This window comes from Cupriavidus sp. FW305-26, assembly GCF_058787975.1.
Map to the genome: position 1 here is coordinate 247,995 of NZ_JBYTAH010000002.1, position 13,400 is coordinate 261,394.

Here is a 13,400-nt window from a genome sequence, read left to right on the forward strand (position 1 = left end):
GACGCGCGACCGAACGCGCGCGGGCAACAAGGCATGGGTCCGTGCAGTGCCGCGCTGCCATGCGCTGGATCCCGGCCGCCGTTGGCCTGATGGTCAGCGCGTCGGCTTTCGGACAGGAAAACGTGACAGGTTCGGCATCGTCGGCAACGCAGGCGGAGCAGCCGGCCCCCGCGGGCAGACCCGCCCGGCAACCGGAGCCTTCGCTGCCGGCGGTGACAGTCAACGGCGCCCGCGAAAACCCCGTCAACCCGCCTACTACCGCTGGCAGCAAGGTGCCGCTGACCGCGCGCGAGGTGCCGCAATCGGTCACCGTGGTCAACGCCGAGCGCATCCGCGAGCAGAACCTGACCACGCTGGAAGACGCGATGATGCAGGCCACCGGCGTGTTCGTCGAAAAGCGTGACCAGGAGCGTTCGATCTATTATTCGCGCGGGCTGGAGATCGACACCTTCATGCTGGACGGCGTGCCGACCAAGTATGACTGGCGCAACACCGTGCAGCCGGACCTGTCGATGATCGAGCGGGTGGAAGTGCTCAAGGGGCCGTCGGGCCTGCTCGCCGGGGCGGGCAAGACCGGCGGCGCGATCAACCTGGTGCGCAAGCGCCCGACGCGAGATACCCAGATCGGCGGCGCGCTGTCGGTGGGATCGTGGAACAACTACCGCGCCGAGGTGGATGCCGGCGGCGCGCTCAATGCCGACGGCACGCTGCGCGCGCGCATCACCGGCGCGTTCCAGGACAAGGACTCGTTCATCGACAAGACCAATATGCGCACCAGTGCGCTCTATGGCGTGATCGAGTACGACATCACGCCCAGCACGCTGGTGACGGTCGGCGCGAGCTACCAGGATTCGGAAGGCCGCCAGCCGTGGACGCTGCCGGCCTACTTCAACCCGGTCACGCGCCAGGCCAGCCTGCTCGACGTGCCGCGCTCGACTTACCTGGGCGCGGACTGGAACCGCGACCACTTCTATACCACCTCGGCCTTCGCCGAGCTGGAGCACAAGTTCGACAGCGGCTGGCAGGTCAAGGGTGCGCTGCGCTACCTGAACAACCGCCTGAACCGCGAGCAGGCCTATGCCTATACGCCGGTGATCCCGGGCGTGAACACGACCACGCTGTTCGCGGCCAAGCAGACCTACACGCAGGAGCAGACCAGCTTCGACCTCTACGCCAACGGGCCGTTCTCGCTGTTCGGGCGCCGGCACAAGGCGCTGGTCGGCTTCAATTTTTCCGATTCGGAACGGCGCGACCCCCGGTATGCCATTTCGCCGTTCTCGCAGGTCGTGAACATCTTCAACCCGCGCAGCGACTTCGCCAAGCCAACCTTCACCCCCAATGGCACAGGCATCACCACCACGACCAGGCAGTACGGCGTCTACGGCGACGCGCGCTTCTCGCTGGCGGATCCGGTGACGCTGGTGCTGGGCGGGCGGCTGAGCTGGTGGGACATCAGCGCGCGCCAGTACACGTCGACCACCAGCGTGACCCGGGGCGACGACATCAACGCCAAGTTCACGCCGTTCGCCGGGCTGATCTACGACTTCACCGAACACTGGTCGGCCTATGCCAGCTATGCCGAGATCTTCCAGCCGCAGGATGAGTACCTGACCGCCAGCGGCAACCTGGTCGATCCAATCAAGGGCAAGCAGTACGAGGTCGGCGTCAAGAGCGAATTTTTCGAGGGCGCGCTGAACACCTCGCTGGCACTGTTCGAGGTACGCGAGACCGGTCGCGCCACGCTCGACAATATCAACACGACCAATCCGAGCAATCCGTTCTTCGTGTCGCAGGGCGAGACCAAGAGCCAGGGCTTCGAGCTGGAAGCCAGCGGCCGCATCACGCCGAGCTGGACCATCTACGCCGGCTATACGTTCAACGTCACGCAGGACCTGCAGAACCGCACCGGCCAGGTCAACACGCCGTTCTCGGCGATTGCCCCCAAGCACCTGTTCAAGCTGTGGACGATGTACCGCCTGCCCGGCGATTTCAACCGCTGGCGCATCGGTGGCGGCATGACCGCGGTCAGCCATGTGCAGAACACCGCGCTGTTCCCCGCGCCGATTGGTGCGGTCACGCTGCGCCGCGGCGGCTATGCGACGTTCGATGCCGCGATCGGCTACGACTTCAACAAGCACGTGTCGGCGGACCTGAACCTGACCAACCTGTTCGACCGCAGCTACTACTCACGGATCAACAACCCGCGCGAAGGCAACATCTGGGGCCAGCCGCGCGCGGCCATGTTCACCGTGCGCATGAAGATGTAAACGCAGCGGCCTTCGTGGTGGTGCGATGCCATTGCACCACCACGAAGGCCGCGCGTTGCGAAGAATTCCAATGAACGACAGTCCCTCATCCCTGCCATCGCGCCGCGCCTTCCCGCGCGCGCTGGCCATGACCGCCCGCGCGCTGGCCGCGCTGGCGGGCAGCTATGCCTTTGTCTGGGGCATCACCGCCGGCGGCGCCGCGCTCGGTTGGCGCCTGGGCCTGGCCCGCTGCGAGGCCGTGCTCTGGTTTTCGATGCTGGCCTTCCTCCTGTTTCCGATGATGTCACTGTGGGCGCTGGTGACGCGGCACCTGCTGCGCGTGTGGCTGGTGCTGGCGGCCGGCGCGGCCATCGGCGCCGGCGTGGCGTGGTGGCTGGGGGAGAAGCTGGCGTGACGCGACCCGCACGAAATAACAAGGCCCGCGCACAGAAGGCCGATGCACATGCCGGCGGCCTGCGCCAGGCCATGACCTGGGCGCACACCTGGATTGGCGTACTGCTCGGCGGTGTGCTGATGGTGGCGTTCTTCATGGGCTCGGTGGCGGTGTTCGACCGCGAGGTCGACCGCTGGATGATGCCGGCCACGCGCCTGGACGCAGCGCCGCCCACGATCGACATCGACACCGTGGTGCCGCGCGCCGTGGCGGCGCTGGCGAGCGGCAAGCCGCTGCGCGAATGGGCGGTCACGCTGCCCGAGCAGCGCACCCCGGTGATGATCGCGCGCGTGCGCTATGCCGCCGCGGGCGGGCAGATCCGCCTGGCCGATCCGCGCAGCGGCGAGCTGCTGCCTGACGTGGGCACCTTGGGCGCGTCGTCGTTCTTCTATCCGCTGCACTACAACCTGCACCTGCGCGCCTGGAACATCGGCTACTGGCTGGTGGGCCTGGCGGCGATGGCGATGCTGGCGGCGATCGTGTCGGGGGTGATCATCCACGTCCGCATCTTCCGCGACTTCTTTACGTTCCGGCCGCGCAAGCAGCTGCAGCGCAGCCTGCTGGACCTGCACAACCTGACCGGCGTGCTGGCGCTGCCGTTCCATGCGGTGATTACGTTCTCCGGGATCTGCATTGTCTACATGATCCTGATGCCGGCCGGCATCGGCGCGTTGTACCAGCAGCCGAACACCTTCTACGACCAGGCCTTGTCCGGCTACTCGCGCCCGCCCGCCGGGGTGGCGGCACCGATGGCCGCGCTGGGGCCGATGGTCGAGACCGCGCGCGCGCGCTGGGGCGGGGCGGCGCCGGCCGCGATCCGGGTGTGGAACCCCGGCGATGCCAACGCCGTGGTCAAGGTGAGCCGCTCGGTGGGCGACCGAGTCAGCCTGGCCGACGACGCCGCCTACTTCGACGGCGCCACCGGTGCGTTGCTGCATCACGTGCCGTTGCAGCCCGCTGCGACCACGCAGCGCTTCCTGACCGGCATGCACTTCATCGCGTTCGATCACTGGCCGCTGCGCTGGCTGTATTTCCTGGCCGGGCTGGCGGGGTGCGTGCTGATCGCTACCGGGCAGTTGTACTGGCTCGACAAGCGCCATGCGCGCCACGGCGAAAAGGGCGTGCGGCTGGCGGCCGCGGTCACCGCGGGTACCACCACGGGCCTGGTCATCGCCACGCTGGCGATGATGGTGGCCAACCGGCTGCTGCCGATGACGCTGCCGTCGCGCGAGTTTATCGAGGCCGGGCTGTTCTTCCTGGTCTGGCTGACCACCGCGATCCATGCGCGGGTGGCGATGCGTCCGGGCAGCCGCACGCTGGTGCCATGGCGCCAGCAATGCCTGGCGATCGCCGCGCTGGCGCTGGCGGCGCCGGTGCTCAACGGCCTGAGCACCGGCGACTGGTTGCCGCTGGCGCTGACGCGCGGCCACCTTGCCCTGGCCGGCGTCGACATCGTGCTGCTGCTGACAGGTGGGCTGGCGCTGGCGTCGGCGCGACGGCTGCGGCGCGTCGACGCGGCACGCCAGGCCCGGACCGCTGCTGCCAGCAGCCAGGCGCTAGAGGAGATGGACCGTGCCAATCACGCTTGAACACTTGCTGCTGCTGGGCCTGGCGCTGTGCGCGTACAGCGCTTTCGTGCTGTTTGCCTGCGCCACGGAGCGGCACTGGACCGAGTTGTCGGGGCAGGGCGCGGACCTGCCCGCCAGTGGCCGGCGGCGGCTGCGCTGCGCGGCCTGGGCGCTGGTGGCGCTTGGCGCCGTGGCCGCGCTGGCGGGCAACCGCACCGGCTTTGGCGTGCTGCTGTGGGCGCTGGCGATGATGGCGGGAGCGTTGGCGGTGTCGTTCACGCTGACCTGGCGGCGTGGCTGGCTGCAGGCGATCGCACGCGGGCTGATGGCTGTCTTGCGTATCTGAGACACGTGCCCCGCAAGGGACGCGCTTTTTATAGAAAAACGCAATTAACCGCCATAAGTTGCACCCGACCACGACCACGCATCCGCGTCAGGGCTGGCAGAGCCAGGGGCGCCCCCAGCCCCGCGCATCATCGGCCTGCGCCGGTAAAGCCGCGCCCAGGCGGCGCCAGCAAGCGCCGCAGCCATTGCCGCCAGGCGCTCGCCGCCGGCCCGGCGCCTTGCCGGCAGCGCGTTACGTGCAGCGATGCCGTGGTGACGGCATACAGCTCGATATGGCCGCTGTCGGACAACGTAAAGCTCTCGCTCGCCGTCAGCGCCGTATCCTTCGGGTCTCCGTCGCGGATCAGCCAGAGTTCGCCTTCCGTGCAGCGCACGGCGACGTGTTCGCCGGGGCCCGCCACCAGCCGCAGCGAACTGCGTGCGGGCAGGGTGGCGGTCATGTCATTGCTCACCAGGAACATGGTGGTCTCCAGGTTCAGTCGACGGCCAGCCCGTGCAACGCTGGCGGGACTGCCGCGCGCGCGGGGGCTGTGCCGGGCCGGATGAAATCGGCGATGTGCCGGATCACGCCGGGATCCTGCAGGATGCGGCGATGCCCCAGGCCGCTGGTCGTGACCAGTTGCGCGCCGGGCCAGGCGCCGGCGATGGCGGCACCGTCTTCCCAGCGCACTTCCTTGTCGTCGCGGTCATGGATCACCAGCGTTGGCGGGACCGGCCGGGTGCGGCCGACGTCGGGCACGTTGAAGGCCGACCATGGCAGTCCCAGCCAGCGCTCGCTCTGGCGCTGCATGCGTGCCAGCACGCCGGGCGTGAAGCCCATTTGCCAGGCCAGCGACGCGCACGCGGCGTGCATGTCGGCCGGCGATCCGACCAGCACGGTGGCGCGGGCGGGCAGGCCCTCACGCAGCGCCAGCGCGGTGGCCGCGCCGCCGAGCGAGTGCGCCACCACGGCGTGCACCGGCCCCGCGTGCCAGGCCGCGGCGAGCAGCGAGCGCGACATTTCCAGCACCGAGGTCTGCGCCGCGCCGCGTGCGCCGGCATCGGAGGCGCCGTGCGAGAGCGCATCGAAGGCCACCACGCGCATGCCGGCGGCCAGCAGGCCATCGACAACCGCATGCCACTGGCCGGCATGTCCGCCCCAGCCGTGCGCGAGCAGTATCACGGGGCCGGACCTGCCCCAGCGATAGACGCGCACGCGCCGGCTCGGGCCCTGTCCCGTCACCAGCGCCCAGTCGGCGCGCGCACTGTCCAGCAGGCGCCGTGCTGCCGATGTGGCGGCGGCGCGCGGCGGCTTGAACCAGATGTGCTCCAGCGCCCGCGCTGTCGCGCCGGGCCTGACCACGCTGCCCGCCAGCCAGCGCAACCGCTGCCAGCCCTGCAAGGCCCGCTCCACCGCACCGGACTTGCCGGAGCGCAGCGGCGCATCGCCGGCGCGCGCGGGCAAGGGCGCGGCGGCGCGGGATGAGGAAACCGGGGAAGGAGAAGAGACTGCTTGCGTCACGACCTGCACCTCCAATGGATTCTGGATGGCACGGCATCATCGGCACCGGCCCCGCCGGCGGCTTTCCGTGCTGTTGTTACGACCGACCAGTCGTGCTTTTTTCGGTACAAAAAAAGTCCGCCGGAGCGGTTGCTGCCTGCCGGCGGGATTGCGCCGGCGCCAATGTGTGGATCAGTGGCCGCGAGCGCCCTCGGCGGCACGGGCCACCAGGGCCGCAAATGCGCGCCGCGCCATGGTCTCGGCATCGTCGCGGCCAAGCAGCTTGAACGATTGCTGGAAGGCCATGCCGATACCCGAGAGTTCGAAAGCAAATTGCCGTGGGTCGGTATCCGGCCCGAAATGGCCCTCATCGATGGCGTCGCCCACCACGCGCGCAACCGTGCTGTGCCAGTCCTTCAGCGACTGCACCACCAGGTCGCGGATCGAGCCCGGCCGGTCGCGGTATTCCTGGCCCAGCGCCGTGAACAGGCAACGTCCCTGCGTCACCGTGCCGCCCAGCCATTCCAGGTAGCCTTCGAACAGCCCTTGCAGCCGTGGCATGCCGCGCGGCTGGCGCATCGCCGGCCGGATCACGATCTCGCCGAAGCGCTCAACGGCCAGGTCCAGCACTGCCTGCTGCAACACCTCCTTGGACTTGAAGTGCGCATACAGGCCGCTCTTCGACATATTGGTGTCCGCGGCCAGCGTGGCCAGCGACAATTGTTCGAAGCCGACCTTGGCAGCGGTGTCCAGTGCCTGTTCGACGATGGCGTTGCGGGTGAGTTGTCCTTTCTGCATGGTGTGGAGAATAGCACGACCGGTCGGTTTGTCAACGAAACCAGATGCATGGTATTTGCCCCGACTTGCGCACTTGTGTCCGGGAGGCCATAACGTCATATGGATATGCATGTGACGTCAACGCAAACCGCCAAGGCCCGTTAGAGACTGGGCGGTGCAGCGTTGTTGTGCACGATCCGGCTCTTTGATGTTCGCCAACCGGCCGATGTCAGGGCGGGATTGCGGACTTCTAAGAAATCTGCACAAAGTGTTTCTGCGGTTACATACGGAACGCTTTGCGTGCTCTATACTCGAATGCACGTCCGCGCACTTTTTTTCACTGGTGACTGGAGACCGACATGAACAGTACAGCCGTGCCAAGAGGCGCTAGCGAACCGTTCCGGCAACTGCGGGCGTTGCGTCGCGCGCGCAAGCTCAAGCAGGAGGACGTCGCCCGTAAAGCGGGGATTTCCCGGGAAGCCTACCTGCGGGCGGAGTCGGGTCAGGCCGATCCCCGCATGTCGACGTTCCTGGCCGCCTGCGAGGCGCTGGGCCTGGAAGTCGTGCTGGCCCCGCAGCATCTTGCTGCAGACGTCAACGCATTTATTGCCAGCCGCAATGGCGGCGTGACGGCAGCTTCCATGGCAGGCCAGCCGGCCGCCGGAAGCACGGCCGCGCCGGCTGCGGCACCGGCTTCCGGAGGCGGTTTCGGCTCCGGGACCGGAGAGGGCCACAAGCCGGTCTGACCGCCGCTGCCTGGCCGGCCGCGTTCGCAACGCGCCGGCACTGGAAGCTGGCCTCCAGGCCACCCATGACAACCGGCGCGGGGCTTTCCGCACCGCACCGGTTGCTACCGTCCTGAGCGCCGTTCGCGACGCCTGGCGTGGATGACGCCGCAGGCCTGGCTGCCTGCTTCGGCGCTTTCCCGCATTTCCTGGTTTTTCCCGCTGCGTGAGCAACTGCCGCCGCGCAGGCGTCGACGCGCGCATCCCGGCGCTTCCTGGTTTTTTCCCGCTTTTCCCGTTTCCCACCTACAACTGCAATGCAAGCGGCGTTCGACGCATGCGTCAGCGGTGCCGTTTGACACGTCCGAAGTTGGCTATTACGATATGGTAAATTCATTACGCATTACGTAATTCATGCTCCATGCACCGCGCACAGACTGAATACGGACCGGCAGGCACTCCCGCCAGAGGCCGCCAGGCGCCAGCGCAGCGCCAGATGGACTGAGACCCAGGAACGCTGACGACACCATGACACTCACGCACACCCAGCTCGCCGAGCACGGCTATATGTCCGGCTTCGCCAATGAATTCGCCACCGAGGCGCTGCCCGGTGCGCTGCCTGTAGGAAGGAACTCGCCGCAGTGCGCGCCCTACGGCCTGTACGCCGAGCAGCTGTCCGGCACGGCCTTCACCGCGCCGCGCGCGCACAACCGGCGCTCGTGGCTGTACCGCATTCGCCCGGCCGCGATGCATACGCCGTTCACGCAGATCGAGCAGTCGCGTTTCCTGAGCCGTTTCGACCAGGTGCCGCCGTCGCCCAACCAGATGCGCTGGAGTCCGCCGGCAATGCCGTCGGTGCCGACCGACTTTGTCGACGGCATCGTCACCATGGCCGGCAATGGCGGCCCCGAGGCCATGACCGGCTGCGGCATCCACCTGTACCTGGCCAACCAGTCGATGCAGGACCGGTTCTTCTACAACGCCGACGGCGAGATGCTGATCGTGCCGCAGCAGGGCCGCCTGCTGATGGTGACCGAGCTTGGCCGGCTGGAAGTGGAGCCGCAGGAGATCGTGGTGATCCCGCGCGGCGTGCGCTTCCGCGTGGAGCTGCCCGACGGCGAGGCGCGCGGCTATATCTGCGAGAACTACGGCGCCTTGTTCCAGCTGCCCGACCTGGGCGTGATCGGCTCCAACGGCCTGGCCAACCCGCGCGACTTCCTGTCGCCGGTTGCCAGCTATGAAGACCGCGAGGGTGATTTCGAGCTGGTGGCCAAGTTCCAGGGCAACCTGTGGCGCGCCGGGATCGGCCACTCGCCGCTGGACGTGGTGGCCTGGCATGGCAACTACACCCCGTACAAGTACGACCTGCGCCGCTTCAATACCATCGGTTCGATCAGCTTCGACCACCCGGATCCGTCGATCTTCCTGGTGCTGCAGTCGCCGTCGGCCACGCCGGGCGTGGACACCATCGACTTCGTCATCTTCGGGCCGCGCTGGCTGGCGATGCAGGACTCGTTCCGCCCGCCCTGGTTCCACCGCAATATCGCCAGCGAGTTCATGGGCCTGATCACCGGCGTCTACGACGCCAAGGCCGAAGGCTTTGCCCCGGGCGGCGCCAGCCTGCACAACTGCATGAGCGGCCACGGCCCGGATGCGGAAACCTTCGAGAAGGCCAGCGCCGCCGATACCTCGAAGCCGCACCGCATCGAGGACACCATGGCCTTCATGTTCGAGACCCCGGGCGTGATCCGCCCGACGCCGTATGCCGCGCAGTCGGCCTCGCTGCAGCAGGACTACTACACGTGCTGGCAGGGCCTGAAGAAACACTTCAACCCGAACACCCGCTGATCTCGCGCGCCTGGCCGCCCGCCCGGCTTTCTCCCCTCGCGCAAGCGGGAGAGGGGCCGGGCGGAGAGAGCCGGCGCTCGTCGAGCATGATGCGTCACCGCACGCGACAAGTGCCACCAAATTTTCGGAGTATCCCAATGACCGCCCCCAAGACCAGCTGGATCGCTTCCGCCAACGACGGCCAGTCCCACTTCCCGCTGCAGAACCTGCCGTATGGCGTGTTTTCGACCAAGGGCCAGGCCCCGCGCGTCGGCGTTGCCATCGGCGACCAGGTGCTGGACCTCGCCGCGCTGGATGAGGCCGGCCTGCTGCCGGCCGCTGCCAAAGGCACGTTTGCCGCAAGCAGCCTGAACCGCTTTATCGCTTTGGGCAAGCCGGTGTGGAGCGAAACCCGCAAGCGCCTGGGCGCGCTGCTGTCTGGTGATGACGCCGCGCTGCGCGACAACGCCGCCCTGCGCGACCAGGCACTGGTGCCGATGTCGGCCGCGACGCTGCACCTGCCGGTGGAGATCCCGGGCTACACGGACTTCTATTCGTCCAGGGAGCACGCCACCAACGTCGGCCGCATGTTCCGCGACCCGGACAATGCGCTGCTGCCGAACTGGCTGGAAATCCCGATCGGCTACAACGGCCGTGCCAGCTCGGTGGTGGTGAGCGGCACGCCGCTGCATCGTCCCAACGGCCAGATCAAGCTGCCGAACGAGGCACGCCCGATCTTCAGCGCCTGCCGCAAGCTGGACTTTGAACTGGAGATGGGCTTTATCGTCGGCAAGGAATCGGCGCTGGGCGAGCCCGTCAGCACCGCCGATGCGCCGGCGCATATGTTCGGCATGGTGCTGCTCAATGACTGGAGCGCGCGCGATATCCAGCAGTGGGAATACGTGCCGCTGGGGCCGTTCAACAGCAAGGGCTTCGGCACCTCGATCTCGCCGTGGGTGGTGACGATGGAAGCGCTCGAGCCGTTCCGCCGCGACAACCCCGAGCAATCGCCGCAGCCGCTGCCGTACCTGCAGCAGCAGGACAAGAATGCCTACGACATCGCCCTGGAAGTCGCGCTGCAGCCGCAGGGCGCAGCGGCACCCAGCACCATCTGCCGCACCAACTTCAAGGCGATGTACTGGACCATGGCACAGCAGCTGGCCCACCACACGGTGTCGGGCTGCAATGTGCGCGTGGGCGACCTGATGGGCTCGGGCACGATCAGCGGCACCACGCCGGACTCCTACGGCAGCCTGCTGGAAATGACCCGCAACGGCGCCGAGCCGGTGACGCTGGCCGACGGCAGCCGCCGAGCCTTCCTGGAGGATGGCGACGACGTGATCATGACCGGCTACTGCCAGGGCGAAGGCTATCGCGTCGGCTTCGGCGCGGTGTCGGGCAAGATCCTGCCGGCGCGCTGAAGCGCTTCAGCCGGCGCCGCGGTCGGCGCTTTGGCCGACTGCGGCGGCATCCAGGATGACCGCCGCGCGGCCTGACAGCAGTGCCTGGCCCTTGGCGCTGACGGTGAAGGCATACAGCACGCTGCTGCCTTCACCGCTGATGCGCTGTGCCTCGACCTGCAGCGGCGCGTCGATATCGTCGAGCCGCTCCACATGGAGCACCAGCTTGCGCACGCTGGCCAGGTAGCCCGAGCGCGGGCGCTGTGCGCCCATTCCTGATTCCGCTTCCGCCAGCAATGCGCCGTGCACGGCCATGGCCTGTGCCGCGTATTCAATGCCGCTGAGCGCGGCCAGCCGGCCGTGCGCGCGCAGCGGGTTGTCCGCGCGCGTATGCGTGGCTGACGTGCAGCGAACCGATGCCGGATCCCAGGCCAGCACGCCGTCGAGCAGGCACATCGTGCCCTGGTGCGGAATGCGTGCCGCGATCCAGTCGCGGTCTTTCAGCAGCTCAGCCATCCGCCTGGCCGCCGAGGCTTTCCACCTCGGCCGCAAGCTGCAGCGTATCCAGATAATCGAGCACCACGGTGGTGGCCTCGCCGCGGGCGATGGCCGCCAGCAGCGGCAGCATGCGTGCGGCCGGCGCCGACGTGCGCAGCGCTTCCAGCGCGGCGTCCGGCATCACCGTGGCTGGCGCCTGCTTCAGCGCCACGCCGACGCGCGCGAGCGAACGCGCGGTCTGCCGCGGCGTGACCAGCAGGGCTACGCCGAAGGGATCGGGGATCGGGCGGTGGCTATGCAGCGGCTCGGGGTAGCCGGTGTCATAGGCGATCAGCAGGCAGGGTTCGGCATCGGCGGCGGCCTGCAGCACGCATTCGAGCAAGCCCGCGCTGCCACTGCCATCCATGGCGCACAGCACATTGGAGGTGCGCATCGCGCCCGCGGCGATCGACCAGTAGCCGGCGGTGGCGTTGTGCACGGAGTTGTGGAAGCGCGTGGGCGACATCAGCGGCTCGGGCTCGGCCAGCGCTTCGCAGATCGCATGGAAGTTGAAGCCGTCGCTGCTGGACGAGGCAAAGATCGTCGGCAGCTGCGCGGCTTCGCAGTCGCTGGCGGCGACGGCCTGCTGGCCGACACCAAGCGCCAGCCGTACGGTCGGGCCGGTGCGGCGACGCTCGGCCGGCGGCAGGCCCGCGGGTGGCGGCAGTTCGGTGGGCGCGGGCGCGTATGGCAAGCGGCCGGCAAGGACTTCGGCGGCCTGCTGCCAGCCGGTCAGGCCGGGGCCGAGCAGGCCGATGCTTTCGATATACACGTGCTGCGGCATGGCGATGCTCAGTGGGAAGCCGCGTCCGCGCGGGCGAACAGCAGGCTGCAGTTGGATCCGCCGAAGCCGAAGGCATTGGTCATCGCATAGTGCAGCGGTGCCTCGCGGTTGGCGAGCTGGTAGTTCACGTCCAGCGCCGGATCCACCTGCGTGGTGTTGATGCCGCCGGGCACCAGGCCGTGGCGCAGCGCCAGCGCGCAAATGACGGCTTCGAGCGCGCCGGCGGCACCCAGCGCATGCCCGGTGGCGCCCTTGGTTGAGCTGCACGGCGTGCCGGGCAGCACCGCGGCCATGGCCATGGCCTCGGCCGCGTCGTTGCTGCGCGTGGCGGTGCCATGCAGGTTGACGTAGCCGACCTGCGCCGGCGCGACCCCCGCGCTGGCCAGTGCCTGCTCTAGTGCCAGGCGCGCGCCCAGCCCGTCGGGGTGCGGGGTCGACATATGGTGCGCATCGCTGGATTCGCCGATCCCGGCCAGCAGGATGGCATCGCCTTGCGCGCTGCCGGCCACGCGCTCGAGCAGGCCGAATGCCGCGCCCTCGCCGATCGAGATGCCGTTGCGCGCCACGTCATAGGGCCGGCACGGCTGGTCGGACAACAGCTCCAGCGAATTGAAGCCGTACAGCGTGGTGTGGCACAGCGAATCGACGCCGCCGACCACAGCCACATCGATCAGCCCTGCCTCCAGCATGCGCCGTGCCGAACTGAACACCTTGGCGCCGGATGAACAGGCCGAGGACACCGCAGCCGCGGGACCGGTCAGTCCCAGGTATTGGCGCAGGAAGGCGGGCAGCGAGTAGGGGTTGTGGGTGGTGGCGTAATGGAAGCCCGGCGGCAGCGCGCCGCTGGCAGGATCGCGCTGGCGATAGGCCAGTTCCGTCTGCAGCACGCCCGCGGTGCTGGTGCCCAGGAAGACGCCGACCCGGTGGGCGCCGTAGCGCGCCGCCGCTTCGCGCACGCGCGCGGCAAAGCCGTCCTGCTCCAGCGCCAGTTGCGCCAGCCGGTTGTTGCGGCAGTCGAATTCGGCCAGTGCGGGCGGCAGCGCCACGGTGTCCAGGCCGGGGACTTCGCCGACGAAGGTATCGAGCTCGACACCGCCGAAGCGGCAGGGCGCCAGGCCGCCGCGCTGCGCACGCAGTGCCGACAGGGTGGCGTCTACACCGGCGCCAAGGCAGCTGGTGGCCGTGAAATGCGAGAACAGGAGCGGGGACACGGCTTAGGGGGAACGAATGGAAGGAATCTCGGAAGGCTGTGCCAAT

The 13,400-nt window shown here is 68.4% G+C and carries 13 protein-coding genes; 7 read left to right on the top strand and 6 right to left on the bottom strand.

What is annotated here, in order from left to right:
- The first annotated feature begins 59 nt into the window (after window positions 1-59).
- From AC3WQZ_RS02685 to AC3WQZ_RS02700, 4 genes are all read left to right on the top strand, one after another.
- Complete coding sequence (locus tag AC3WQZ_RS02685; protein ID WP_492299999.1) at window positions 60-2,267, top strand: TonB-dependent siderophore receptor; 2,208 nt, start codon at window positions 60-62, stop codon at window positions 2,265-2,267.
- 70 nt (window positions 2,268-2,337) lie between these two features.
- Complete coding sequence (locus tag AC3WQZ_RS02690; RefSeq protein ID WP_492300000.1) at window positions 2,338-2,661, top strand: iron uptake protein; 324 nt, start codon at window positions 2,338-2,340, stop codon at window positions 2,659-2,661.
- On the top strand, window positions 2,658-4,289 hold the full coding sequence (locus AC3WQZ_RS02695; protein ID WP_492300002.1) for a PepSY-associated TM helix domain-containing protein: 1,632 nt from the start codon (window positions 2,658-2,660) through the stop codon (window positions 4,287-4,289). The genes AC3WQZ_RS02690 and AC3WQZ_RS02695 overlap by 4 nt, the downstream gene beginning before the upstream one ends.
- Complete coding sequence (locus AC3WQZ_RS02700) at window positions 4,273-4,614, top strand: DUF3325 domain-containing protein (protein ID WP_010810179.1); 342 nt, start codon at window positions 4,273-4,275, stop codon at window positions 4,612-4,614. Before AC3WQZ_RS02695 ends, AC3WQZ_RS02700 begins: the two co-directional genes overlap by 17 nt.
- A 127-nt stretch (window positions 4,615-4,741) precedes the next feature.
- Here AC3WQZ_RS02700 and AC3WQZ_RS02705 read toward each other — a convergent pair whose 3' ends face one another.
- The 3 genes from AC3WQZ_RS02705 to AC3WQZ_RS02715 all read right to left on the bottom strand — a co-directional run bounded on the left by AC3WQZ_RS02705 (window position 4,742) and on the right by AC3WQZ_RS02715 (window position 6,891).
- A complete protein-coding gene (locus tag AC3WQZ_RS02705; protein WP_439669173.1) occupies window positions 4,742-5,074 on the bottom strand; it encodes a DUF2917 domain-containing protein in 333 nt (110 codons plus the stop codon).
- Window positions 5,075-5,088: 14 nt separating this feature from the next.
- Window positions 5,089-6,114, bottom strand: coding sequence for an alpha/beta fold hydrolase (locus AC3WQZ_RS02710; protein WP_492300004.1), 1,026 nt, complete (start codon window positions 6,112-6,114; stop codon window positions 5,089-5,091).
- Window positions 6,115-6,285: 171 nt separating this feature from the next.
- Complete coding sequence (locus tag AC3WQZ_RS02715; protein WP_041688140.1) at window positions 6,286-6,891, bottom strand: TetR/AcrR family transcriptional regulator; 606 nt, start codon at window positions 6,889-6,891, stop codon at window positions 6,286-6,288.
- Between the two features lie 338 nt (window positions 6,892-7,229).
- Between AC3WQZ_RS02715 and AC3WQZ_RS02720 the strand changes: the two genes are divergently transcribed.
- The 3 genes from AC3WQZ_RS02720 to fahA all read left to right on the top strand — a co-directional run bounded on the left by AC3WQZ_RS02720 (window position 7,230) and on the right by fahA (window position 10,843).
- Complete coding sequence (locus AC3WQZ_RS02720) at window positions 7,230-7,616, top strand: helix-turn-helix domain-containing protein (protein ID WP_011617393.1); 387 nt, start codon at window positions 7,230-7,232, stop codon at window positions 7,614-7,616.
- Between the two features lie 507 nt (window positions 7,617-8,123).
- Window positions 8,124-9,443, top strand: coding sequence for a homogentisate 1,2-dioxygenase (gene hmgA / locus AC3WQZ_RS02725; protein ID WP_011617392.1), 1,320 nt, complete (start codon window positions 8,124-8,126; stop codon window positions 9,441-9,443).
- A gap of 137 nt (window positions 9,444-9,580) precedes the next feature.
- Window positions 9,581-10,843 carry a fumarylacetoacetase gene (fahA, locus tag AC3WQZ_RS02730; RefSeq protein WP_010810173.1) on the top strand — a complete coding sequence of 421 codons (1,263 nt, stop codon included), beginning with the start codon at window positions 9,581-9,583 and terminating at the stop codon, window positions 10,841-10,843.
- Window positions 10,844-10,849: 6 nt separating this feature from the next.
- Here the strand turns inward: fahA and AC3WQZ_RS02735 are convergent, their stop codons facing one another.
- Genes AC3WQZ_RS02735 through AC3WQZ_RS02745 form a run of 3 tightly spaced genes read right to left on the bottom strand, consistent with a single transcriptional unit; the run spans window position 10,850 to window position 13,354 of the window.
- Window positions 10,850-11,338, bottom strand: coding sequence for a hotdog family protein (locus AC3WQZ_RS02735; protein ID WP_010810172.1), 489 nt, complete (start codon window positions 11,336-11,338; stop codon window positions 10,850-10,852).
- The gene (locus AC3WQZ_RS02740) at window positions 11,331-12,143 is read right to left on the bottom strand and encodes a beta-ketoacyl synthase chain length factor (protein WP_058696464.1); all 813 of its coding nucleotides are present in this window, start codon (window positions 12,141-12,143) and stop codon (window positions 11,331-11,333) included. Before AC3WQZ_RS02740 ends, AC3WQZ_RS02735 begins: the two co-directional genes overlap by 8 nt.
- 8 nt (window positions 12,144-12,151) lie before the next feature.
- Window positions 12,152-13,354, bottom strand: coding sequence for a beta-ketoacyl-[acyl-carrier-protein] synthase family protein (locus tag AC3WQZ_RS02745; protein ID WP_058696463.1), 1,203 nt, complete (start codon window positions 13,352-13,354; stop codon window positions 12,152-12,154).
- Window positions 13,355-13,400 lie beyond the last annotated feature (46 nt).

What these genes read in the sequence shown, in the direction of transcription:
- AC3WQZ_RS02720 (WP_011617393.1), top strand. Translation starts at nt 7,230, where the DNA reads ATGAACAGTACAGCCGTGCCAAGAGGCGCTAGCGAACCGTTCCGGCAA.
- AC3WQZ_RS02690 (WP_492300000.1), top strand. Translation starts at nt 2,338, where the DNA reads ATGAACGACAGTCCCTCATCCCTGCCATCGCGCCGCGCCTTCCCGCGC.
- AC3WQZ_RS02705 (WP_439669173.1), bottom strand. Translation starts at nt 5,074, where the DNA reads ATGTTCCTGGTGAGCAATGACATGACCGCCACCCTGCCCGCACGCAGT.
- AC3WQZ_RS02735 (WP_010810172.1), bottom strand. Translation starts at nt 11,338, where the DNA reads ATGGCTGAGCTGCTGAAAGACCGCGACTGGATCGCGGCACGCATTCCG.
- AC3WQZ_RS02740 (WP_058696464.1), bottom strand. Translation starts at nt 12,143, where the DNA reads ATGCCGCAGCACGTGTATATCGAAAGCATCGGCCTGCTCGGCCCCGGC.
- fahA (WP_010810173.1), top strand. Translation starts at nt 9,581, where the DNA reads ATGACCGCCCCCAAGACCAGCTGGATCGCTTCCGCCAACGACGGCCAG.
- AC3WQZ_RS02715 (WP_041688140.1), bottom strand. Translation starts at nt 6,891, where the DNA reads ATGCAGAAAGGACAACTCACCCGCAACGCCATCGTCGAACAGGCACTG.
- AC3WQZ_RS02685 (WP_492299999.1), top strand. Translation starts at nt 60, where the DNA reads ATGCGCTGGATCCCGGCCGCCGTTGGCCTGATGGTCAGCGCGTCGGCT.
- hmgA (WP_011617392.1), top strand. Translation starts at nt 8,124, where the DNA reads ATGACACTCACGCACACCCAGCTCGCCGAGCACGGCTATATGTCCGGC.